Source organism: Candidatus Poriferisocius sp. (genome assembly GCF_965208355.1).
Taxonomy (GTDB): Bacteria; Actinomycetota; Acidimicrobiia; order Acidimicrobiales; family Bin134; genus Poriferisocius.
Window position 1 is genome coordinate 759,911 of the sequence record NZ_CBDBOM010000003.1, and the last position, 22,123, is coordinate 782,033.

Here is a 22,123-nt window from a genome sequence, read left to right on the forward strand (position 1 = left end):
ACACAGATGACCGAAGGTCACCCCAAGATCGGCGATACGCGCCCCGCACCCCCGCCTTCCGATAACCGCCCCAAGATCGGGGATTCCCGCCCCGCGCCCCCGCCTTCCGATAACCGCCCCAAGATCGGGGATTCCCGCCCCGCGCCGAGCGGGAACGGATCGGGCTCTTCCGGGGGCTCAGGCTCGGGCTCAGGGGGCTCGGGCGGCTCGGGCTCAGGGGGTTCGGGTTCAGGGGGCTCGGGCGGATCGGGGTCGGGTTCGGGTTCAGGGGGCTCGGGCCGCAAGCGAAGGCGCCGCCGGGGAGGGAGGGGCCGCGGCGGCGGTAACCGCCCGATCCAACCGGTAGAGCACAAGGTTTCCGACGGGCCGGTAGAGCTCGACGAGGAGACGCTGGAGCGCCGTCGGGGCCGTCGTCGCAAGGGACGCCCGGTGGGCCGCTACATGATGCTGGTGCAAGTTCGCCCGGAAGCCACCCAGATTGCGGTGTTGGAGGGCCGGGCTCTCATCGAGCATTACGTCTCCCGCCCGGCCGACGACGTGGGGGAGATCCACGGCAACATCTACTTGGGCCGGGTTCAAAACGTGCTGCCCGGCATGGAGGCCGCCTTCGTGGACATCGGCACTCCCAAGAATGCGGTGCTGTACCGGGGTGACGTGGTGTTCGACCCCGACGATGTGGAGACATCCGATGGCTCACCCCGCATCGAGAACCTGTTGGAGGCCCGTCAGACCATCATGTGCCAGGTCACCAAGAATCCGATAGCCCACAAGGGGGCCAGGCTGACCCAGGAAGTGTCTTTGCCGGGGCGGTTCGTGGTGCTGGTGCCCAACTCCAAGACCTACGGCATCTCCAAGCGGCTGCCCGACAAGGAGCGCAAGCGTCTCCGTAAGGTGCTCGACCGGTGCAAGCCGGAGGAGCACGGGATCATCGTCCGCACCGCGGCCGAGAAGATCACCGCCGAGGAACTGGAGCGCGACGTGAAGCGGCTGGTCTCGCAATGGGAGGAGATCGAGGCCCTGTCCAAGAAGGCCAAGGTGCCCGGACTGCTGTACCGGGAGCCCGAGATGGCGGTTCGGGTCATTCGGGAGGAGTTCAACCAGGACTTCCGCTCGGTCCAGATAGATGATCGGCGCCTGTTTGACCAGGTGCACGACTACGTGTCCAGCGTGGCCCCCGAACTGGGCGAGCGGCTTGAGTACTACGACGCCGAGACCGAGCATCTGAGCCTGTTGGAACGCCACCACGTGCATGAGCAGTTCCTCAAGGCTTTGGACAAGAAGGTGTGGCTGCCCGGCGGCGGATCGCTGATCATTGAGAGCACCGAGGCGCTCACCGTGATCGACGTGAACACCGGCAAGAACGTGGGCGACTCCAACCTGGAGGAGACCGTGTTCCGCAACAACCTGGAGGCGGCTCAGGAGATCCCCCGGCAGCTGCGGCTGCGCGACATCGGCGGGATCATCGTGATCGACTTCGTGGATATGGAGAAGCGGGGCAACCGGGAAGAGGTCATGAAGGCATTCCGGGAGTCGCTGGCTTGGGACAAAACCCGCACCCAGGTGCTGGACATCTCTGATTTGGGATTGGTGGAGATGACCCGCAAGCGCATCGGCGAGGGCCTGCTGGAGTCGTGCTCATCGGTCTGCCCGACCTGCGAGGGGCGGGGCCTGGAGCTTGACAAGACGCTCACCTCGAAGAACTAGTGGTGTGTCTTGGGTTTATTCGCGCGTGTCCTGCTAGGCATCGACGCCCCTCGCGGCGTTGCTCCTCCTTGCCGTACGCTCCGGGTATGGCTGCGTCGGTGCGCCTTGCGAGGAACGCCGCTGCCGTCGCAATCCACGGCGCTAAACCCAAGACACACCACTAACCGTTTGGCGGGGTCTTAACGGTTGGGGTTGGCGCCTGATAGTTCGTCTAGAATTGTCAGTCGGACCTGCCAGCAAGTAGTGAGCGAGGCGCAAGCAGGTGTATGCCGTCATCCGCACAGGCGGAAAGCAGTACAAAGTTGAAGAGGGCCAAGTCCTTGACGTTGAGTTGTTGGGCGAGCCCGGGGCCGAGGTGGAGCTGATCCCCCTGTTGCTGGTGGACGGCGATTCGGTGACCGCCGCCCCCGACGCGCTCGGCAAGGCCAAGGTCACCGCCACGGTGGTGGACTCGGTTAAGGATCGCAAGATCAATGGCTTCACCTACAAGAACAAGAGCAACCAACATCGGCGGTGGGGCCACCGCCAGCGCAAGTCCCGCATCCAGATCACGGCTATCAAGGCATAGCCAGTCGGAACGCTGAAGGGAGCAGGAGATGTCCAAGACCAAAGGCGGCGGCTCAACCCGCAACGGCCGAGATTCCAACCCCAAGCGCCTCGGGGTCAAGGTGTTCGACGGCACGCAGGTGACCGCGGGCTCGATCATCGTGCGCCAGCGGGGAACCCGCATCCATCCCGGTGACAACGTCAGACGCGGCCGCGACGACACCCTCTTCGCCACCGCCGACGGCCGGGTCAAGTTCGGCCATCGGCGCCGCCGCAAGCTCGTCGACGTCATCACCGATTGACTGGCTGGCTGGGATGCGATGTCCCAGTTCGTAGACGAGTGCGGCCTGAACGTGCGGGGCGGCGACGGCGGTGCCGGGTGCGTCTCGTTTCGACGTGAGGCCCATGTGGCTAAAGGCGGACCCGACGGCGGCGACGGCGGCGAGGGCGGCAGTGTCTGGCTGGTTGCCGACCACAATGTGGCCTCCCTGATCGCGTTCAAAGACCATCCCCATCGACGGGCGGGAAACGGAACCCACGGCCAGGGCAAGCGCCGGCACGGCGCATCGGGCAGCGACACGATGGTGCAGGTGCCGGTGGGAACCGTCATAAGAGCCCAGAGTGGGGAAATGCTGGCCGATCTCGCGGCTGACGGGGAGCGCTGGCTGGCTGCCGCGGGCGGGCAGGGAGGCCACGGCAACGCCCGCTTCTCCACCCGTCAAAACCGCGCTCCGGCGTTCGCCGAACAGGGGGAGGCGGGGGTGCAGCGCTGGTTGAGGCTGGAATTGAAGCTGCTGGCCGATGTAGCGCTGATCGGCTTTCCCAACGCGGGCAAGAGCACGCTGATCTCCCGAATATCGGCGGCCCGCCCCAAGATCGCTGACTACCCGTTTACCACTCTCGAGCCCAACCTTGGAGTGGTTCGCACCGACGACGACTTCGAGATGGTGGTGGCCGATATCCCGGGCCTAATTTCCGGGGCCAGCGACGGCCGCGGCCTGGGCCACCGCTTCCTGCGCCACATCGAGCGCGCCCGGGTGTTGGTCGTACTGGTCGACCTGGCCTCGATGGAGGAGACCTCCCCCGCTGAACAGCAGCGGGTGTTGCTGGAAGAGCTGGGGGCCTACCGCCCCGAGCTGCTGGAGCGCCCCCGGATATTGGCGGCCTCCAAAGCCGACGTCGCCCAACTGGATCCACCGCCAGAAGCCCTGCGCATCTCTGCGGTGACCGGGGAGGGCTTGTCCGAGCTGATCCGGGCCATGGCCGACGCGGTGGGCGAGGCCCGGGCCCAGGACAGTCTGGCCCCCACTGCTGGGCGCTCCGAGGACGTGGTTGTCCACCGGCCGATCCCCGAAGGATTCACCGTGGAGCGGGCCGATGATGGCGCCTACGTGGTGGTGGGTCGGGCGGCTGAACGCACGGTGGCGCTGTCTGACCTCAATGCCCCTGGCGCGTGGGACTTCGCCCGTCGCCGGCTTCAGCGGCTGGGGGTGGACCGGGCGTTGGCCCGGGCTGGGATCAAGTCAGGCGACACCGCCAGGATCGGCGACTTCGAGTTCGAATATCACGATGACGACGACTACCTCAACGAGGAGGTGGCGCAGTGATCGTGGTGGTGAAGATCGGAACGTCATCGATAACCGAGACCGATGGCACCATCAGGGCCGAGGCGGTGGCCAAGCTAAGCGGCGAGGTGGCTGCCGCGGTGGCCGACGGGCATCAGGCGGTGGTGGTCAGCTCGGGGGCGATCGGTGCCGGGCTTCCCGTGCTCGGCTTCGACCAGGGTCGTCCCCGCGACTCGGTGACCCTCCAAGCCCTCTCCGCGGTGGGCCAGAGCCGGCTCATGGCCCTGTACCAAGAGCGCCTAGGAGGCTACGGCCTGATCTGCGGCCAAGTGCTGCTGGCCCCTCGGGATTTCTTGGAGCGCACCCAATACCTGCACGCCCAGCGAACCCTCAATCGGCTGTTGAAGTTGGGCGTCGTTCCCATTGTGAATGAGAACGACGCGGTGGCCGACGACGCCATTCGCTGGGGGGACAACGACCGCATTTCCGCACTGGTGGCCCACATGGTGGGCGCCGAGCTGCTGGTGCTGTTGACCGACACCGAGGGGGTCCACACCGCCGACCCCCGCTCCGATACCGAAGCCCGGATTGTGGAGGAGATCACCGATCTGGGTCTGCTGGACGAGTTGGCCGCCGCCGCGGGCGGAGCAGGCACCGACCGGGGCAGTGGCGGCATGGCCTCGAAGCTGGCCGCGGCTCGCATTGCCAGCTGGTCGGGGGTCCGGACGGTGATCGCGGCTGCCGATCGCCCAGATGTGGTCGCCGATGCGCTGGCCCATGGGTCCGGTGTCGGGACCACGGTGGCTCCCCAGCCCCAGCGGTTGAGTGCCCGCAAACTGTGGATCGGATTTGCCATGGTCCCCACCGGCACGGTGCGGGTGGATGCCGGGGCCCGCCGGGCGATGGTGGAGCGGGGTGCTTCGCTTTTGGCCATAGGCATCACTGGCTTCGAGGGGGTGTTCCAGCCCGGTGATGCGGTTGACGTGCGGGGGCCCGACGATCAGATCTTCGCCCGGGGTCTGGTGGAGGTTTCCTCAGACGACATGGACTCGGTGGTGGGCCTGCGCTCCGACGCTTTGCCCGCGGGCGCGCCCGACGAGGTCATCCACCGCGATTCTTTGACCGTACTGCCCTAGAGACCTTGGCAAGAGCCTGTTCAATCAATGTCGCAGCCTCTTCGGCCGCGGCCACCCCAGAGCCCCGGCCCAACATCACATACACCACTCCGGTCAAAAGCAGAGCGAATGGTGCGGCGAACAACAGCGGCAACGGATCTAGACCCCACGCCAGAACAGCCCCCAGCACCGCGGCTGAAAGGGCAGCAACTGCCAAGCGTCCTGTGGGTCCCTTCACTGGCTGGCTTCGGCCCAGCAAGTAGCGGACCCGGTGGCGCAAGATGCCGTATTCCACCCAAGCGGCCACCGTGCTGCCCAGGGCCAAGCCCACCGCTCCCAACCGAACCGCTCCCTCGGCTCGCGCGGCATCTGACAGCGGCGACAACACTCGGAAGTCGCCCAGTCGCTCCACGCTCCCGTTGACCACAGCGTAGGAGTCGAAGCTGAACATCAGCACCACTCCTACCGCGGCGGCCAGCACTACCCGCACCCCCGCCACTCGGGCCGGCCCCTTGGCGTCGCCAGCGGCGAAGCAGGCGTTTTGCAGCAGCCGAGACGACGCTGAGGCCACCAGCCCCAGGCTGTAGGCCGCCAAGATCCACCACACCTGCACGGTCTGGTCGCCGTTGAACTGCCCCCGCTCCAGCAGCGCTCCCACGATCAGCCCGCCCAGGGTGATGAACGCCACCGCCGAGAACAGCACATAGAACCCAATGCGGTCGAGACCGGTTTGCAGACGCCGCCTCAGCGCCTCAGGGTCGTCCTGCTCTCGGGCCATCTCGGGTAGGTCGCTGGCCGCCACGCTCATGGCAAACAGGCTGATGGGCAGGAAATAAATCACCTGGGCGAATCCCAGAGCGGCAATGGCCCCGCTGGCCAGCAGCCCGGCCAAGATCAGGTCTACGTAGGCCGACACCTGCACCACGCCTCGTCCGATGAACGCAGGGCCAAACCGGTTGAGCACCGTGCGAACATCGGGCCGCCGCCAGTTGAGGCTGAGCCGTAACGACGGAACGAGTCGCAGCACCAGCGGTACCTGCACCAAGAACTGGAGGGCCCCGCCCAGCACCACGCCCCAAGCGGCCATCTTGGCCACATCGGAGGCCCGAGTGGCGGGGTCGACGTTGTGCCACACCAGCCATGCCCCCACCATGAACGCCACTTGGGCGGCGTTCCAGATCACTGGGGCGGCATAGGACAAGAAGAACCGGCGATGGGCGTTCAGTACCCCCAAGGCCCAAGCCGCCAGCACGATGAAGCCGATCCCAGCGAACATCACCCGCACTAGCTCAACGGTCAGATCAGCCGTGTTGTCCGAGAGCCGCCATAACAGGAGAGACACGATCGGCTCGGCCAGTAGCCAGCCGGCCAGCACCAATAGCCCGGTGACCACGGACAGGAGTCCAAAGACTGCGCCGGCTAGTCGGCCGGCGTCCTTGCGTCGCCCCTGTTCAACCAGTTGCGAGTAGATGGGGATGAAAGAGGCCGACAGCACACCCTCACCCAGCAGGTTTTGCAGCAGTCGGGGAATGGTCAAAGCGGCCCGGTAGGCGTCGCCGATGCGACCCGCGCCGATGAACGCCGCCACCGCCACCTCCCGGCCGATGCCAGAGACGCGGGACAAGAAGATCCCCGCGCCCACCAGCACCGCCCCCTTGCCGCTAGGGCGCGGGGTGTCGTCGGGGCCTTCGAATCGCTGCTCAACCGGTGGAATGCCAAAACACGCTACCGGAGCAAAGGGTGCAGTCGGGTACGCTCGCGCCGTGAGCGCAGATACCTCAATGGCCGAGCTGGCCGACCGGGCCAAGGCCGCGGCTCGTGTTCTGGCCACCGCCGACACTGAGACCAAGAACCATGCGCTATTGCTGGCTGCCGACCAGCTTGAGCAGGCCCGCGACGATCTGCTGGAGGCCAATCGGGCCGATGTGGATACCGCCACCGAGTCGGGAATGAGCGCCACCCTGGTCGATCGGCTCACGCTGACCGACTCCCGTTTGGAGGGTATGGCCGGGGGTCTGCGCAAAGTGGCCGGCTTGGCCGACCCGGTGGGGGAGATCGTCAGCGGCTGGGTGGTGCCGACTGGCCTGCGGATCAGCCAGGTCCGGGTGCCGCTGGGCGTGGTGGCCATCGTGTACGAGAGCCGCCCCAACGTGACCAGCGATGCCGCCGGACTGTGCCTCAAGTCGGGCAACGCCGCCTTCTTGCGGGGCTCGTCCAGCGCGTTGGGCTCCAACTTGGCCATAGCCGGGGTGATGCGGGACGCCTATGAGAAGGCCGGTCTGCCCAGCGACGCCCTGGTGCTGGTGTCCGACCCCAGCCATGAGGCAGCCGCCGAGTTCATGCAGCTGCGAGACTCGATCGACTGTCTCATCCCCCGGGGCGGGCCCGGGCTAATCGCTTCCATCCTGGAGAACGCCACCGTGCCCTATGTGATCGACGGCGACGGCAACTGCCATGTGTACGTCGACGCCTCGGCCGATTTGGACATGGCCCGGCGCATCGTGGTGAATGCCAAAACCCAGCGCCCGTCGGTGTGCAACGCGGCCGAGTCTTTGGTGGTGCACCGTTCGGTGGCCGCCGATCTCCTGCCCGCGCTGGCCGACGACCTGGCCGGTGTGGAGCTGGTGGGCGACGAGGCCGCTCGGGCGATCTTGGGGCCGGATCGGATCGGAGAGGCCACCGAGGCCGACTACTTCACCGAGTTCTTGGACCTGAAGCTGTCGGTAAGGGTGGTCGACGACCTAGATGAGGCCATCGCCCACGTGAACGACACCGGCAGCGGCCACAGCGAGGCCATCATCACCGCAGATCTGGAGGCTGCCGATCGATTCTGCACCGAGGTAGACGCCGCTGCCGTCCTGGTCAACGCCTCCACACGGTTTGTGGATGGCGAGGAGTTCGGTTTCGGCGCCGAGATCGGCATCAGCACCCAAAAGCTGCACGCTCGGGGCCCGATGGGCCTGCGCCAGCTCACCACCACCAAGTACGTGGTCCGGGGCGAGGGCCAGGTACGCGCCTAGCCGTCCACGAAGAATCCGTGATTTCGGGGCCGGAACAGGCTGGGCGTAGCCTTCAGCCATGAGCTTCTCCTTTGCCGACGTCGACTCGGTGCGCAAGGGCCTGAGCAGTGTGCAGTATCTGGCCGATGAGGGCATCGCCGGAGTGGTCTATCTGGCCGAGCGGCTACAGAAACCGGTGTTGGTGGAGGGTCCGGCGGGAACAGGCAAGACCCAGTTGGCCAAGAGCGTGGCCGAGGCCACCGGAGCCCGTCTCATCCGCCTCCAGTGCTACGAGGGCCTCGACGAGTCCAAGGCGCTGTACGAGTGGAACTACAAGAAGCAGCTGCTGCGCATTCAAGCCGAGCGCCAGGGAGAAGACCCCGAGGGTGACGGCATGTGGCAGCAGATTGAAGATGACCTGTTTTCCGAGGAATTCCTGCTCACCCGGCCGCTGCTCGAGGCCATCCGCGCCGCCGAGCCCGTGGTGCTGCTAATTGACGAGGTCGATCGGGTGGAGATCGAGACCGAGGCGCTTCTGCTGGAGATTTTGTCCGACTACCAGGTGTCCATACCCGAGCTGGGCACGGTGGCCGCCAGCCAGATCCCGCTGGTGTTCCTCACCTCAAACAACACCCGGGAGCTGTCCGAAGCCCTCAAGCGGCGGTGCCTGTTCTTGCACATCGACTATCCCGACCTCGACCGGGAGAAGGAGATCGTGCTGGCCAAGGTGCCCGGCGTGGGTGAGAGCCTGGCCGACCAGGTGGCCCGCATCGTCCGCTCGGTTCGCCAGATCGAGCTGAAGAAAGCCCCGTCGGTGTCGGAGACGCTGGACTGGGCCCGCACCCTGGTACTGCTGGGGGTGGAGCACATCGACGCCGACACCGCGGCTGAGACGGTGAACATCCTGCTCAAGTACCGCAGTGACATCGAAAAAGCGCTCAAGGAGTTTGCTTCCTCCGACGAGGAATTTGCCGTCCCGGCCGCAACTCCGTAGTCGTGCTGCGCTGAGGCTGCCATGAAAGTCGAGCCCGCCACCTCGCCACTGCTGGCGCTTTTGGCCGGGTTCATCTCTGAGTTGCGGGCCGCGGGCCTGCCGGTGAGTCTCACCGAGAACCTGGATGCCATGGAGGCCATCCAGCACATCCCCATCGAGGACCGGGATGCATTCAAGTACGCCCTGGCCGCCACGCTGGTGAAGAACCACGCCCACTGGCGGGCCTTTGAGACGGTGTTCGAGGTGTACTTCTCGCTGCGGGGGGCCGAATACGACCTGGTTGACGGCGAATGGCCCGATGGCATGGACCTGTCCGATTTCGTCGACGGGTTGGATGGCCAGCAGCGCCGCCAGGGCGGTGGCGGTGGCGAGGCCATGTCGGCAGAGCAACTGGCCGAGATGCTGTTCCAGGCGCTCATGCGGGGCGATGACGCCCTGATGCGAGCGATCGCCCGCCAGGCGGTGCAGCGATATGCCGGCATGGAGCCCGGCCGGCCGGTGGGTGGCACCTACTACCTATATCGCACGCTGCGAAACCTTGACCTCGACGGCGTGCTGGATCGGCTGATGGATCAAGCCCGAGACGACGCCCCCGGCGATCTGACGCCCCTGGAAGAACGGCTGGAACGAGACGAGTTCGAGGCCCGCATCGACCAACTCCGCAAGGAGGTGGAGGCCGAGATTCGCCGTCGGCTGGTGGCCGATAGGGGAGTGGAGGCCATGGCCAAGACGCTCCGCAAGCCCCTGCCCGAAGACGTGGACTTCATGCACGCCAGCCGGGAGGAGATGATGGCCCTGCGCCGGGCCATCTACCCGCTCACCCGCAAGCTGGCCGTGCGCCTGGCTCGCAAGCGCCGCCACGGCCGCAAGGGACCGCTGGACTTCCGCAACACCATGCGCCACTCCCTGTCCTACGGGGGAGTGCCCGCCGAGCCAAAGTTCCGCTACCCCCGCCCGGCCAAGCCCGAGATCATGGTGGTGGCCGACGTGAGCGGGTCGGTGGCCGCCTTCGCCCGGTTCACCCTGCATCTGGTGTACGCCATCAGCAACCAGTTCTCCAAGGTGCGCTCATTCGTGTTCATCGACGGCCTCGACGAGGTGACCAGCTTCTTCGAGGGAGTGGACGACATCGGCGAGGCCGTCCACCGGGTGAACGCCGAAGCCGACGTGGTGTGGGTGGACGGCCACTCCGACTACGGCCACGCCTTCGAGGTGTTCTGGGAGCGCTACGGGAAAGACGTCGGCCCCAAGACCACGGTGATGATCCTGGGCGATGCCCGCAACAACTACCACGCCTCCCAGGCCTGGATCCTCAAAGAGATCGAGCACCGGGCCCGCAAAGTGTTCTGGCTCAACCCCGAGCCCGGTGCCTACTGGGACACCGGCGACTCCATAGTCTCCGAATACGGCGTCCACTGCGACGGTGTCTTCGAAGTCCGCAACCTCCGCCAACTCGAAGGCTTCGTCGAAAACCTGGTGTAGGGCGACGGGATAAGGGAATGAAGCCGGTGCCACTGACAGTCTTGGCGGCTGAGAATCGGGCGGCCGAGCAAGGCTTCGAGCACTCGTGTGAACGAGGCGTAGGGGAGATTCTTGCGGTTCTCGCGGCAACAACGCCGCTTGGTGGTCGAATTCTCGAACTGGGAACGGGATTTGGTGTGGGGCTGGCGTGGATCCTGACCGGACTTGGCTCACGAACCGACGTCGAAGTCGTGTCCATAGAGCGGGATGCTGAGCGGGTCTCGTTCCTTACGGAGGTCGATCTCCCTGTCCATGTGTCGATAGTTGAGGGCGATATTGGGGCTTTGCTTCCAGCACTGGGTCGGTTCGATCTGATCTTCGCTGATGCCGAGGCGGGCAAATGGACTGGCCTCGAACTCACTTTTGCCGCGCTCGCGCCCCAAGGCCTTCTGCTCGTCGATGACATGGACCTCTCGCGCTATGGCTCTGAGAAGGATCGCTCGACGGTAGAAAAGGTGCGCAAGGTACTGACGACCGACTCGCGTCTCGCCGCAGTGGAGTTGGATGTGGCGTCTGGAATCATCCTCGCCTCGCGCCGCGGGGCCGTGCCTTAGAACTCGGAGCGAATCGGCAATGGCTGTAACTCCAAATGAGTCATAGCTACCTCAAGATCCCAGAAGACTCTCGAGGCCGTATTACTCGGGATAGCGTCTCAATGACATGAGGATCTCAATTGGTGCTGATCACGCTGGCTTTCAGCTCAAGGAGACTCTGATCGCAGCGCTTCAGCGTCTCGGTAACGAAGTTGTTGATCGTGGTACGGCAGATACCCAGCCGGTCGACTATCCGGGAATCTGCGCGATTGTGGCGCGGGACGTAGCGGCAGGACGGGCTGACCGGGGAATTGTGCTCGGCGGCTCTGGACAAGGTGAACAGATAGCAGCCAACAAGATCCCCTCCATTCGTGCGGCTCTATGCAACTGCTTGGCTACGGCGAGGTTGTCGCGCTCACACAACGATGCAAACGTCCTGGCTATTGGCGCGCGGATCGTCGCCCCAGAACTTGCAGTCGAAATCATGGAGCTCTGGCTGGAGACACCATTTGACGGGGGACGACATCAAGCGCGTATCGAGCAAATTGCTGAATTGGAAGCTCGCTAGTTGAGACAACAGGGACTCCTTCATCGGGATCATTGGGGCACATATTTGATGGGGGCCAAGCCCATGCCTGAGTGGGGGAAAGGGAGGTCTTTCTTTACAAGGTTCGACGGGTTGCAATTGGCTGCGACCGTCACTCGGTGGCTTTGGGGTGGCCGGGGTGGACGGCGGTTACCCAGATGGTTTTCTTGTCGTCGTCGATGCAGTACCAGATACGGCCACCGCCGGTGACTTCGTATTGCCACTGGGGAATCTGGATGCCGTTGACGGTGGCAGTGGCAAAGCGACCTCGCAGAGGATGTTGACGCTTGCTCCGATTCCGTGGGTCTGCCGTGATGAGCTCCCATGCTGATCGGATGTTGTTGGGGACAGAGGCACCGAACTGCTCCCACGAGTTGGCGGCGGCATTGGACGCGTATCGCCAGTCCCATCCGCCTTTGCGCGGCGGGGGAGCGACTCGGTCCCGGCGTCGGGGCATCAGTCGACGGCTGGGGGAGGAAGGACACGTCCGCCGTGGGTATCGGTGATGGGGGTGGTGAGCAAGGCAGTGAGTTCGGGGTCGCTGAGAATCTCGGCGGTGTTTTGCCATTCGAGCAGTGTCTGTTCGACTGGTTCAAAGCTCTCGATGCTGGCACAGGCCAGAATGGTACGAGTCAGATCCTCGGCAAACTTCCGACGCTCTTCGGGTGAGAGAAATTCGACCCAGGGGAAGGCGGCCTCAATGGCGTCATCCATTGCCTCGGGGGAGTCAGCCGAAATCTTGCTGAGAAGGCGGGCCAGACACTCGATGGTCTTGGCCCGGCTGATGTCTCTAGCGGCGAGGCTGAGGTAGAGGTCGGGGGCATTGCGACGTCGCAGCACTACATCGTGGTCCGCGAGATCGGCAACTACCTCCTTGGGCTGTCGGAGGAACTCGGAGAAGGTGCGCTCGATAACCTGCATTTAGTCAGAATATCTGAACTAATTCAGATATCAAGCCAGTATCGGCAACCTAGCTCCCGTGATGGGCCCCAGGCAGGAGGTGGGGCTCAGCTTCGGGTGGTGAGCACCACGTTTTGGAGGACTTCGCTGTCGCCGGTGCGGACGTACCACTCCCAGGCGGTGCCGTCGGGGCCGGTAATCCAGGTCTCGGTCTTTTCGGCGAAGCAGCACTGGGTGTCGTCCACCCCGGAGGTGGCGAGGCCCGACTCGCTTATGCGGCGTTCGGCAGCGAGCACCTCTTCGGTGGTCTCGACCTCCACCCCCAGGTGGTTGATCGTGCCGCCAGCACCGTTGCAGCATCCTTCTTCCTCGGTTGTCCCGTGGCCGGCCTCGAACAGCACCAGCTTGAGTGGTGGCTCATCGATGGCGAAGTTGGCGTACCCTGGTCGCCTCCGGGCCGGCTCCACGCCGAAGAGACGGGAGTAGAAATCCACCGCCTCTTCCAGATCGGACACGTTCAACGCCAGCTGCAATCTCATCACGCCACCTCTGCCATGAACTCTAAGCGGTTCCCGAACGAATCACTGATGTAGATACGTTCGACCCCGTCGGCGGTGTCCTTGACGACTTCATGTCCCTGGGACTCGGCCTTCTCGGCAAGTTCGGCGACATCGGAGACCACGAAGGCCACATGCGCTTTCTTGGCTGGTCGGAAGTCTGGGTCGGCTCCCAAGTGCAACTGCCCGCACGTCCCCTCCGGCAGTTCGAACCAGCAACCGCCCCGCTTGGCCAGCTCGGGCGGCTTGGGTACTTCAACCAACCCCAGCAGCCCGCCATAGAACTCCCGCGCCGCATCTTCCCCGCCAACGGGGATCGCCACCTGCACATGCAGGATTGACCTGACCTGCGGATTCGTGTCCTCGCTCATGGCTCAGTCTTCGAGGGGGATGTTGTGGTGGGCGATGTAGTCGGTGAACTGATCGCGGACTACAGATTCGTCGAGGCCGAGGGAGGCTGGGTCGTACACGTGCTTGCCGAACTTATCCTTGGGCTTGTCGGCCAGATAGGCCGGGATGGCGGTGGCCAGTTCGTCGGAGAATTCCAGGCCCAAGTGGTCGTACACGGCCCGCACCGCCGGCACTGGGTCACTCACCAGATCCCGGAACAAGAGATCGGCAATCTGGTTGTCGGGAACCTCTCCGGATGCCCGCTGGCCCATAACCATGTCCATCATCATCTGGTAGATGAACAGCATCACCGGACCATTCTCACTCGGGATAACCGAATCGCTTCGCATCCAGTGGAGGGTGGTGGTGAGGTTGGCCACCGACCCCAAGAACCTGATCGGATCGCGATGGGTGAGGATGACCCGGGCATCGGGGTAAGCGGCAAACAGGTCCGGAAGCGTTCCCATGTGGGCCGGTGACTTCAACAGGAACTGGGCCGGATCGCCATCAATGTGCTGCAAGGTCCGCAGGAAGTTCTTGTGCCAGCGGTACACCGCCCCGAAGTCAAGATCCGCCCCCCGAGAGGCCAGATCGCCAATGGAGTGCATCATCGGCCAATGCCAGCTGCGGAACTCGGGCTGGCAGAAGTGGATGCACTCCACTGGCAGGTCGCTGCGCAGCTCGTGCATCGTCATGAACTCGGGCTGGATGTCGGCCCAGAACTCCTGCTCAGGCTCGCTGCACGCCAGAGCGTCAGCCCCCGTCCCTGGCAGTGTGTCCAGCGGGAAGTGGGCCTCGTATCCCCGCACCCCTCGCAAGTTGGGGTCCAGCGCCAGCAGTTCCAGCAAGATGGTGGTCCCGGTGCGGGGTGGCCCGGAAACGAACACCGGTGCGGCAACGTCAGCGGCAAGGGTTTCGGGATTGGCTCGCCAATAGTCCACCATCCGCAGCCGGTTTTGCAGGTTGCGAATGATCTCCCCCCGGGTGCTCAACCTCCCAACCACATTTAGCTGGGCCTCCTCATTCAGCGCATCGCACAGCGCCCGATAGCCGGCCTCCCAGCCCGGTTCGTCGCCGAAGTCTGAGAGCCCCACCGACTCGGCAGCCACCGCCAGCATCTCGTCGGCGTCCAGGCTCACCATGCGAGCGGGATCCCCCACCGCGGCCCCAAATAGGTTGACCCGCCGCACCCAGTCCGGTCGCGGCAGATGGCCTGCATGCTCCATGTTGTGCTTCCTCGCTTGACTACTCCTTCAAGCGTGTCGCTCTTGGGCTGTTTCGCCCAAACCGAGCTCTTGAATCGATTGCTCCCGCATCAGGTATTTCTGGATCTTGCCGGTGATGGTCATGGGGAACTCGTCGGTGAACTTGATGTAGAGGGGGATCTTGAAGTGGGCGATCTGGTCCCGGCAGAACTCCTTGATGTCGTCAGCCTCCAGCTCAGTCCCGTCCCGCAACTGCACCCAGGCCATGATCTCTTCGCCGTATCGGGCATCGGGCACCCCGATCACCTGAACCTCTACTACGTCAGGGTGACGGTAGAGGTATTCCTCGATCTCACGGGGGTAGACGTTCTCCCCGCCCCGGATGATCATGTCCTTGATGCGCCCGACGATGTTGATGTAGCCGTCCTCGTCCATGGTGGCCAGGTCGCCGGTGTGCATCCAACCTTCGTCGTCGATGGCTTCGACGGTGCGGGCCTCGTCGTCCCAATAGCCCAGCATCACCGAGTAGCCCCGGGTCATGAGCTCACCGGCGTGGCCTCGGGCAACGGTGTCGCCGGTTTCAGGATCGGCAATTCGGACCTCAACGTGGGGATGGACCCTCCCCACGGTGGCAACTCGCTTGTCGAGCGTGTCGTCAGCGGAGGTCTGGGTGGACACCGGGGAGGTCTCGGTCATGCCGTAGGCGATGGTCACCTGGTTCATATTCATTCGGTCCACCACCTGCTTCATCACCTCCACCGGACAAGGCGAGCCAGCCATGATCCCGGTGCGCAGCGACGACAGGTCGTAGTCGTCGAGATCGGGCTCGCCTAGCTCGGCGATGAACATGGTCGGCACCCCGTACAAGCTGGTGCAGCGCTCCTGCTCGCAGGCCCGCAGGGCGGCTGCGGCGTCGAATCCCGCGGAGGGAACCACCATGGCCGTCCCGTGGGTGGTGCAGGCCAGATTACCCAGCACCATGCCGAAGCAGTGGTAGAACGGCACCGGAATGCACACCCGGTCGGCGGGGGTGTAGCCGCAGGCCTCGCCCACGAAAAAGCCGTTGTTCAGGATGTTGCGGTGGCTCAGTGTGGCCCCTTTGGGAAACCCGGTGGTCCCGCTGGTGTACTGGATATTGATCGGATCATCCGGCCGCAGTCCTGCGGCACGCTCCACCAGCCGATTTGGGGATACCGCAGCCCCACCGGCCAGAAGCTCATCCCAATCCGAGGTCTGGAGGTACACCGCCTGCCGGGCCGGCACCCGGTCCCACACCTCCTCGACCATGCCCCGGTAGTCGCTGTGGGAGAACGACTCCGCGGCCACCAGCACGCTGGTACCCGACTGGTTCAGCACATACTCCAACTCGGCTGTCCGGTAGGCCGGGTTGATGGTGACCAAGATCGCGCCGATCCGGGCGGTGGCGTATTGCACCAATACCCACTCCGCACAGTTCGGACTCCAAATCCCCACCCGGTCGCCCACTTGCACATCCAGCGCCATCAGCCCTGCGGCCACCTCGTCGACTGCCCCGGCAAATTCGCGATACGTGTAGCGGAGCCCCTGCTCCACAGACACCAGAGCGTCCCGGTGGCCATGTTCGGCCACTGTCCGGGCCAAATTCTCTGAAATGGTCTCGTCCAACAGCGGTACATCAGTCGGCCCGGAAGCCGATGACAGCACTGCACCTTCCACGTCGGAACGCCGCCTCAGTCGTGGCTGGTGACGCCGCCGTCCACGATGAGGATGGTGCCGGTCACGAAGCCGGCCTCATCGGACATGAGGAAGCGGACCGCCTTGGCGATGTCGGTGGGGGCACCCACCCGGCCGAGCGGGGATTTTTCCACACAGGCGGCCTTGCTCGCGGGGTCGTCCATCATCATGGAGGTCATCGGCGTTTCGATGTAGCCGGGGCCCACGGCGTTCACTCGGATCCCGTCGGGGCCTAGGTAGTTGGCCAGCGACTTTGTCAGTCCCACCACACCGTGCTTGGACGCGGTGTACGAAGGGATTGTCGGACTGCCCACCACCGACATGATGGAGCCGATGCCCACGATGGCCGACCCCTCATGGCTTCTCAGGTCGCCCAGAAGCGCTTGCGCCACAAATACCTCGGCCCGAAGATTCACTCCGATCACCGAGTCCCAGATCTCCTCGGTGAGATGGTCGATGTCCATGGAGGTCACGATCCCCGCGGCATGGACCAACCCGCCGATAATGCCCAGCGCTTCCCGAGCGGCTACCACCGCGTTGTCCACCGCGGCGCGATCAGTCACGTCCAGCCCGACGGAGTGGGTCATCACGCCGCAATCTGCGGCAATCGAGACCGCCGCCTCCGCGGCCCCCTCGCCGTTGAGGTCCCACAGCGACACCGGTCGCCCCACCTCGGCCAAGGCGCGAGCGCAAGCCCGTCCAATCCCCGACGCTCCTCCCGTGACCACCACACCAGTGTTCGGTGACATCTCCAATGCAGACATGGCGGCCACCCTATGCGGTGGCAGGCGAGAGGATGACTTCGATCGACAGGCTGAGAGCGCCTAGTCGTGCAGGCCGCACTCGGTCTTGTCGGTGCCAGCCCAGCGGCCGGAGCGGGGGTCGTTGCCGGGGGCCACGGGCTTGGTACAGGGCATGCAGCCGATGGAGGGGTAGCCACGCTCCAAGAGGGGATTGAACGGTACCCGGTGCTCGGCCATGTAGTCGGCCACCTGCTCGTCGGTCCAAGTGGCGATGGGATTCAGCTTCACCAGACCCCTCAGGTCGCGCACCACGATGGGAGCTGATGCCCGGGTGACGGCCTCCACTCGGCGCAGGCCGCTCATCCACGCCTCTTTGCCGGCCAGGGCCCGGTCGAGCTGGCCCGCTTTGACCGCTGAGCAGCAGTTCTCCGGATCCATGTTCCACAGTTCTGGGTCGTGGCGGGCCACCGTCATCAACCGCAGGTTCAGGCCGTAGTGGCGTCGCACCCGCTCCACCGTCTCCAGCGTTTCGGGAAAGTGGAATCCGGTGTCGATGAACACCACCTCGATGGCTGGGTCCACCTTTACGGCCAAATCAATCAGCACCGCGTCGGTCATCGACGCGGCCAGGGCCAGGTGGGGTGAGAAGTTGTCCACCCCCCACTGGATGACCTTCTCCGCAGGGAGATTCTCGAACTCCTCGTTGAGAGCGGCCAGTTCTTCGTCGGTGAACGACGGTACGGTCAGGTTGCGCATTCGGAATTGCCGATCGAGATGAAGGTTGCTGCGGGACTCAGGTTGCGCACTCGGAGTCGCCGATTACCGCCTCGTAGGGACCGGTCTCGTCGTAGTCGACAAAGAACTCGGGTCCATCGTCGGGCAGGGGGAACTCGTCCAAGTCGGTCAGCGTCTTGCCCACTTCTCGCGATCCGCCCTTGCGCTCCAGCCAGTGGCGGAACTCCTCGCCGGCCTCCCGCTCCGCAGTGAACTGGCGCACCACCCGCACCACCGCTTCAGGGGCATTGCGAGCCGGCAGACGCAGGGCCTTGGTCCCGAAGTGGATCTGGGAGTCGCCCACATAGCCACCGAGCAGCATCTGATAGCCCGGTGCCGATCGCCCGTGGGCACGGCGCTCCGCGCCGAAGAAGCCGATGTCGGAAGCGTGGTGCTGGCCGCACGAGTTGGTGCAGCCCGAGATGTTGATCCGAAGTCCGCCCACCTCGGCGAGGCCTTCTTCGTCCAAGCGGTTGCCGATGGCATCGGCCAAGCCCCGGGACTGGGTGACGGCCAGGTTGCAGGTGTCGGCGCCGGGGCAGGCCACCACGTCGCGAAGCAGCTCCGCGCCGGGCTCGGCCATGCCGATAGCGGACAAGGCCTCGAACAGCCGGGGCAGCTGGTGCTCGCCCAGGTCGCGGAAGACGATGTTCTGGCGGTTGGTGATCCGGCACTCCGCACCCAGCTCACGCTGGATGTCGGCCAGGGCGTCGAATTGGTCGGCGGTGATGTCGCCCAAGCGGGCCCAGGCGTAGGCCGAGACCGTGCCCTTGGCTGCGCCCCGCACCACATTGGCCTGCTCCCACCGCTCGTACGGCGCCCGGCCGCCGATGGACACCGCCACTCCTTGGCCAACCGGCGTGACCTCGACCTCAGCGTGGCGCCCAGCAGGGGCGTCGCCGTGGACCTTCACCAGATCGGGAATGCCGCCGGGCCAGCTGGAGGAGGCCAGCAAGAACTTGCGCTCTCGGAAGATGCGGCGCTGGAGCTCTTCGAAGCCCAGTTTCTCTACCAGCCACTTCATACGGGCCCGGAGCTTGTTGTCCCGGTAGCCGTCGTGGTCGAACACCCGAAGGCAGGCCTCGATGGTGGGAAGAAGGTCCTCTCGGGAGGTGAAGTCTTCCAGGGCCAGCGCCGGGTGGGGGTTGGCCCCGAGGCCGCCGGCCACGAACACCCGGAATCCGGCCTCGACCCCGCCGTCCACCTCCCGGGTGGCGGCAATGATGCCCACGTCGTTGAACATGGCCTGGCCGCAGTCGGTGGCGCAGCCCGAGAAGTTGATCTTGAACTTGCGGGGCAGGCGCTGGGCGTAAGGGTGGCGCAAGAAGTGCAGTGCGGTGGCCCGGGCCCAGGCGGTGATGTCCAGCACCTCGTGGGGGCAGGCACCGGCCAGGTGGCAGCCCTGCACGTTGCGGACGGTGTCGCCGCAAGCCTCTCGGGTGGTGAGCCCCACCGAAGCCAGGGTTCGCATCACGTCGGGGACGTCGTCGATCTGTACATAGTGGAATTGGATGTTCTGGCGGGTGGTGATGTGGCCCCAGCCCCGCGAATAGGTGCGGGCAATGTGGGCCAGGGCCTCGAAGTGCTCGGGGTGGGCGATGCCGGCGGGGATCTTGACCCGCACCATCTGGTTGGTGCCGCCCTGACGCTGCCCGTAGATGCCGTTGTTCAGGCGGAACACCCGCATCACGTCCTCAGGTATCTCACCGGCCTTGTAGCGGACCAGCATCCGCTCGAACTTGTCGATGTCGGCTTGCTGGGCGGGATCGATTACTGCGGTGTTGTCGATTTGGACCGTGACCATCGGACCTTCTTTGGAATTGGAGCAGGTGGTGGGGTTCAGGCAACCACTAATTCGGACTACTTTGATCCGATTAGTTGTTTATCAGGATAGCGACCTGAAATCAAATTCCGAGTGTTTTGGTCCGAATAATCCGAATACAGGATTGTCGCAGCGTCAGGAGCTGAGACGCTCAGCTACCCGGAAGGCCAATTCCAGGCTCTGGGCGCCGTTGAGGCGGGGATCGCACATGGTCTCGTACCGGCGCTCCAAGTCGTCATCGCTAATGGCCTCGGCGCCGCCCACGCATTCGGTGACGTCGTCGCCGGTGATCTCCACGTGGATGCCTCCGGGCCAGGTGCCGGCCTCGGCATGAGCCGTGAAATAGCGGTCGATCTCGGTTATCACATCCTCGAAGTGGCGGGTCTTTCGACCGCCGGCAGTGGTGTAGGTATTGCCGTGCATGGGGTCGCATTCCCACACCACTGGATGGCCGGCGTCGCGCACCGCGGTCAGTAGGGGAGGCAGGGCCTCGGATACCATGTCGGCGCCCATGCGACTGATGAGGGTGAGCCGTCCGGGAATGAGGTCGGGATTGAGGATCTCACAAAGCTCGAGTACATCGGCGGGGGTGGTGGTTGGTCCCAGCTTGCAGCCCAACGGGTTCTTGATGCCCCGCATGAACTCCACGTGGGCCCCGTCGAGCTGGCGGGTGCGCTCGCCGATCCACAACATGTGGGCCGAGCAGTCGTACCACTGGCCGGTAATGGAGTCTTGGCGGGTGAGGGCCTGTTCGTAGTCGAGCACCAGAGCCTCGTGGCTGGTGAAGAAGTCCACCTGGTGCAGCTCAGGGGCATCGGTAGAGATTCCACAGGCGGCCATGAACCGCAAAGCGGCTTCGATGCCGTCGGCCACCTTCTCGTAGCGCCGTCCCTCTGGGCTGGCGGCGATGAATTCCTGATTCCACATGTGGACCTGGCGGAGATCGGCGTAGCCTCCCTTGGTGAACGCCCGCAGCAGGTTGAGGGTGGACGCCGACTGATGGTAGGCCCGCACTAGGCGCTCGGCGTCGGCGGTACGAGAGTGTTCGGAGAAGCTGATGTCGTTGACCATGTGGCCCCGGAAGGAGGGGAGCTCCACATCGTCGACCACCTCGGTGGACGACGACCGGGGTTTGGCGAACTGGCCGGCGATTCGGCCGATCTTCACCGTGGGCACCCCGGCGGAGAAGGCCAGCACCACTGCCATTTGCAGGATGACCTTGAGCTTGTCTCGGATGCTGTCGGCGGTCACACCGTCGAAGGACTCGGCGCAGTCTCCGGCCTGAAGAACGAATGCCCGGCCTGCGGCCGCCTCCGCGAGCTGATCTTGTAGCTGGCGGGCTTCCCCGGCGAAAACCAGCGGGGGCAAATCGCCCAGAGTCTTGATCACCTGGTCCAGCGTGCCCTGGTCGGGCCATTGCGGTTGCTGGGCTGCGGACCGGTCATGCCAGGACGCGGGGTGCCAGGCCGTCGAAGGCGTGCTGGCCGCGTCGACTGGAGCCGAAGTCATAGCAAAATGGTCGCCTGTAGCCAGCTATGGGGCAAAACCATTTACCGGTGAGGGGCTACGCGGCGTCGATATCGAGCAGTTCGGCCCGGGCCCGCACCGAGTCCAGCGATCGGCCGATGATGCGGCGAATGGCCTCTGAGGTCAGCCCTAGCGCCTCGCCTATCTCCCGGTAGCTGTGTTTTTCCCCATCGATGAGCCCGTAGCGCATTTCCACTGCGAACCGGGATCTATCGTCCAGTTCGTTGAGCAGCCCGGCCAGCGTGGCCGACTGATCGGCGGCCAAAGCCAGATCTTCTGGGCCGGGACCGCCATCGGGCTGAAGATCAACCAGCTCGCTGTTGTTGTCGTCGCCCACCGTGGTGTTCAACGATGTGAGCGAGGTGAGCCGGTGCAGCAGGGCGTGCTCGGAGTCCAGCTCTTCGCCGCCCCCGGTGGCTTGGCGCACCGCAGCCCTCAGACTGGCAGCTCGCTCACCGGGAAGCCGGATCAGGTTGGCCTTTTGGTCAAGCGCCCGGCCAATGGACTGGCGGATCCAGAAAGTTGCGTAGGTGGAGAATTTGAACCCCTTGCGCCAGTCGAACTTCTCTACCGCTCGGTCCAGGCCCAGATTGCCCTCCTGCACCAGATCCAGCAGTTCCATGCCGGTGGGCAGGGGGTATTTCTTGGCCACGCTAACGACCAAGCGGAGATTGGCTCTAATGAAGCGCTCCTTGGCCCTGGCTGCTTCCCGCACTTGGCTGTGCAGCCGGGGAGTGTTTTCTCCAGCATCTAAACGGGCTTGGGCCTCGCGCCCCCGCTCGATTGCCTGGGATAGTTTGATTTCGTCTTCTTTGGTGAGGAGCGGCACCAAGCCGATTGCGTTGAGATACTGGCCTGTTGAATCGTCCATTTGTCCCTGTCTTGTTGTCTTCGTGAATTGCAACCAATCCGCCCTCTGATTTGTTCCC

General features: G+C 64.6%; 22 protein-coding genes. 10 read left to right on the top strand and 12 right to left on the bottom strand.

The features are described from left to right. Positions 1 to 6 precede the first annotated feature (6 nt). The 5 genes from ACOGXH_RS04750 to proB all read left to right on the top strand — a co-directional run bounded on the left by ACOGXH_RS04750 (position 7) and on the right by proB (position 4,951). On the top strand, positions 7 to 1,704 hold the full coding sequence (locus tag ACOGXH_RS04750; RefSeq protein ID WP_419927969.1) for an Rne/Rng family ribonuclease: 1,698 nt from the start codon (positions 7 to 9) through the stop codon (positions 1,702 to 1,704). A gap of 262 nt (positions 1,705 to 1,966) precedes the next feature. Continuing rightward, entirely contained in the window at positions 1,967 to 2,272 is a 306-nt protein-coding gene (gene rplU / locus ACOGXH_RS04755) for a 50S ribosomal protein L21 (RefSeq protein WP_419927970.1), read from the top strand. Positions 2,273 to 2,300: 28 nt separating this feature from the next. Beyond that, a complete protein-coding gene (rpmA, locus tag ACOGXH_RS04760) occupies positions 2,301 to 2,552 on the top strand; it encodes a 50S ribosomal protein L27 (protein WP_419927971.1) in 252 nt (83 codons plus the stop codon). Positions 2,553 to 2,570: 18 nt separating this feature from the next. Then, positions 2,571 to 3,857, top strand: a complete 1,287-nt coding sequence (obgE, locus tag ACOGXH_RS04765; RefSeq protein WP_419927972.1) for a GTPase ObgE — start codon at positions 2,571 to 2,573, stop codon at positions 3,855 to 3,857. After that, positions 3,854 to 4,951, top strand: a complete 1,098-nt coding sequence (gene proB, locus ACOGXH_RS04770) for a glutamate 5-kinase (RefSeq protein WP_419927973.1) — start codon at positions 3,854 to 3,856, stop codon at positions 4,949 to 4,951. The genes obgE and proB overlap by 4 nt, the downstream gene beginning before the upstream one ends. Here proB and murJ read toward each other — a convergent pair. Further along, positions 4,917 to 6,572, bottom strand: a complete 1,656-nt coding sequence (murJ, locus tag ACOGXH_RS04775) for a murein biosynthesis integral membrane protein MurJ (RefSeq protein WP_419927974.1) — start codon at positions 6,570 to 6,572, stop codon at positions 4,917 to 4,919. The two genes, proB and murJ, sit on opposite strands and share 35 nt — an antisense overlap. A gap of 121 nt (positions 6,573 to 6,693) precedes the next feature. Between murJ and ACOGXH_RS04780 the strand changes: the two genes are divergently transcribed. From ACOGXH_RS04780 to rpiB, 5 genes are all read left to right on the top strand, one after another. Further along, complete coding sequence (locus ACOGXH_RS04780) at positions 6,694 to 7,950, top strand: glutamate-5-semialdehyde dehydrogenase (protein ID WP_419927975.1); 1,257 nt, start codon at positions 6,694 to 6,696, stop codon at positions 7,948 to 7,950. 58 nt (positions 7,951 to 8,008) lie between these two features. Then, complete coding sequence (locus ACOGXH_RS04785) at positions 8,009 to 8,923, top strand: AAA family ATPase (protein ID WP_419927976.1); 915 nt, start codon at positions 8,009 to 8,011, stop codon at positions 8,921 to 8,923. 21 nt (positions 8,924 to 8,944) lie between these two features. Next, positions 8,945 to 10,405 (top strand): VWA domain-containing protein, encoded by a 1,461-nt coding sequence (locus ACOGXH_RS04790; protein ID WP_419927977.1) that lies wholly within the window; start codon positions 8,945 to 8,947, stop codon positions 10,403 to 10,405. A gap of 17 nt (positions 10,406 to 10,422) precedes the next feature. Continuing rightward, positions 10,423 to 10,998 (top strand): O-methyltransferase, encoded by a 576-nt coding sequence (locus tag ACOGXH_RS04795; RefSeq protein WP_419927978.1) that lies wholly within the window; start codon positions 10,423 to 10,425, stop codon positions 10,996 to 10,998. 106 nt (positions 10,999 to 11,104) lie between these two features. Continuing rightward, positions 11,105 to 11,545 (top strand): ribose 5-phosphate isomerase B, encoded by a 441-nt coding sequence (rpiB, locus tag ACOGXH_RS04800; protein WP_419927979.1) that lies wholly within the window; start codon positions 11,105 to 11,107, stop codon positions 11,543 to 11,545. A gap of 130 nt (positions 11,546 to 11,675) precedes the next feature. On the opposite strand, the gene ACOGXH_RS04805 is transcribed toward rpiB, so the two are convergent. The 11 genes from ACOGXH_RS04805 to ACOGXH_RS04855 form a co-directional block, all read right to left on the bottom strand. Beyond that, positions 11,676 to 12,020, bottom strand: a complete 345-nt coding sequence (locus ACOGXH_RS04805; RefSeq protein ID WP_419927980.1) for a type II toxin-antitoxin system RelE family toxin — start codon at positions 12,018 to 12,020, stop codon at positions 11,676 to 11,678. Further along, entirely contained in the window at positions 12,020 to 12,484 is a 465-nt protein-coding gene (locus ACOGXH_RS04810; RefSeq protein WP_419927981.1) for a hypothetical protein, read from the bottom strand. The genes ACOGXH_RS04805 and ACOGXH_RS04810 overlap by 1 nt, the downstream gene beginning before the upstream one ends. Before the next feature lie 86 nt (positions 12,485 to 12,570). Beyond that, positions 12,571 to 13,002, bottom strand: a complete 432-nt coding sequence (locus ACOGXH_RS04815) for an ArsI/CadI family heavy metal resistance metalloenzyme (protein WP_419927982.1) — start codon at positions 13,000 to 13,002, stop codon at positions 12,571 to 12,573. After that, on the bottom strand, positions 13,002 to 13,391 hold the full coding sequence (locus ACOGXH_RS04820; protein WP_419927983.1) for a VOC family protein: 390 nt from the start codon (positions 13,389 to 13,391) through the stop codon (positions 13,002 to 13,004). Before ACOGXH_RS04820 ends, ACOGXH_RS04815 begins: the two co-directional genes overlap by 1 nt. Positions 13,392 to 13,394: 3 nt before the next feature. After that, on the bottom strand, positions 13,395 to 14,636 hold the full coding sequence (locus tag ACOGXH_RS04825; protein WP_419927984.1) for a sulfotransferase family protein: 1,242 nt from the start codon (positions 14,634 to 14,636) through the stop codon (positions 13,395 to 13,397). A 27-nt stretch (positions 14,637 to 14,663) separates the two neighbouring features. Continuing rightward, complete coding sequence (locus ACOGXH_RS04830) at positions 14,664 to 16,310, bottom strand: AMP-binding protein (protein ID WP_419927985.1); 1,647 nt, start codon at positions 16,308 to 16,310, stop codon at positions 14,664 to 14,666. A 14-nt stretch (positions 16,311 to 16,324) separates the two neighbouring features. Continuing rightward, the gene (locus tag ACOGXH_RS04835) at positions 16,325 to 17,092 is read right to left on the bottom strand and encodes an SDR family NAD(P)-dependent oxidoreductase (RefSeq protein WP_419927986.1); all 768 of its coding nucleotides are present in this window, start codon (positions 17,090 to 17,092) and stop codon (positions 16,325 to 16,327) included. 60 nt (positions 17,093 to 17,152) lie between these two features. After that, entirely contained in the window at positions 17,153 to 17,827 is a 675-nt protein-coding gene (locus tag ACOGXH_RS04840) for a phosphoadenylyl-sulfate reductase (RefSeq protein ID WP_419927987.1), read from the bottom strand. Positions 17,828 to 17,864: 37 nt separating this feature from the next. Continuing rightward, the gene (locus tag ACOGXH_RS04845; protein WP_419927988.1) at positions 17,865 to 19,649 is read right to left on the bottom strand and encodes a nitrite/sulfite reductase; all 1,785 of its coding nucleotides are present in this window, start codon (positions 19,647 to 19,649) and stop codon (positions 17,865 to 17,867) included. Between the two features lie 153 nt (positions 19,650 to 19,802). Then, positions 19,803 to 21,176 carry a class II 3-deoxy-7-phosphoheptulonate synthase gene (locus ACOGXH_RS04850; protein ID WP_419927989.1) on the bottom strand — a complete coding sequence of 458 codons (1,374 nt, stop codon included), beginning with the start codon at positions 21,174 to 21,176 and terminating at the stop codon, positions 19,803 to 19,805. A gap of 55 nt (positions 21,177 to 21,231) precedes the next feature. After that, positions 21,232 to 22,065 (bottom strand): sigma-70 family RNA polymerase sigma factor, encoded by an 834-nt coding sequence (locus ACOGXH_RS04855; protein ID WP_419927990.1) that lies wholly within the window; start codon positions 22,063 to 22,065, stop codon positions 21,232 to 21,234. Positions 22,066 to 22,123: the final 58 nt, after the last annotated feature.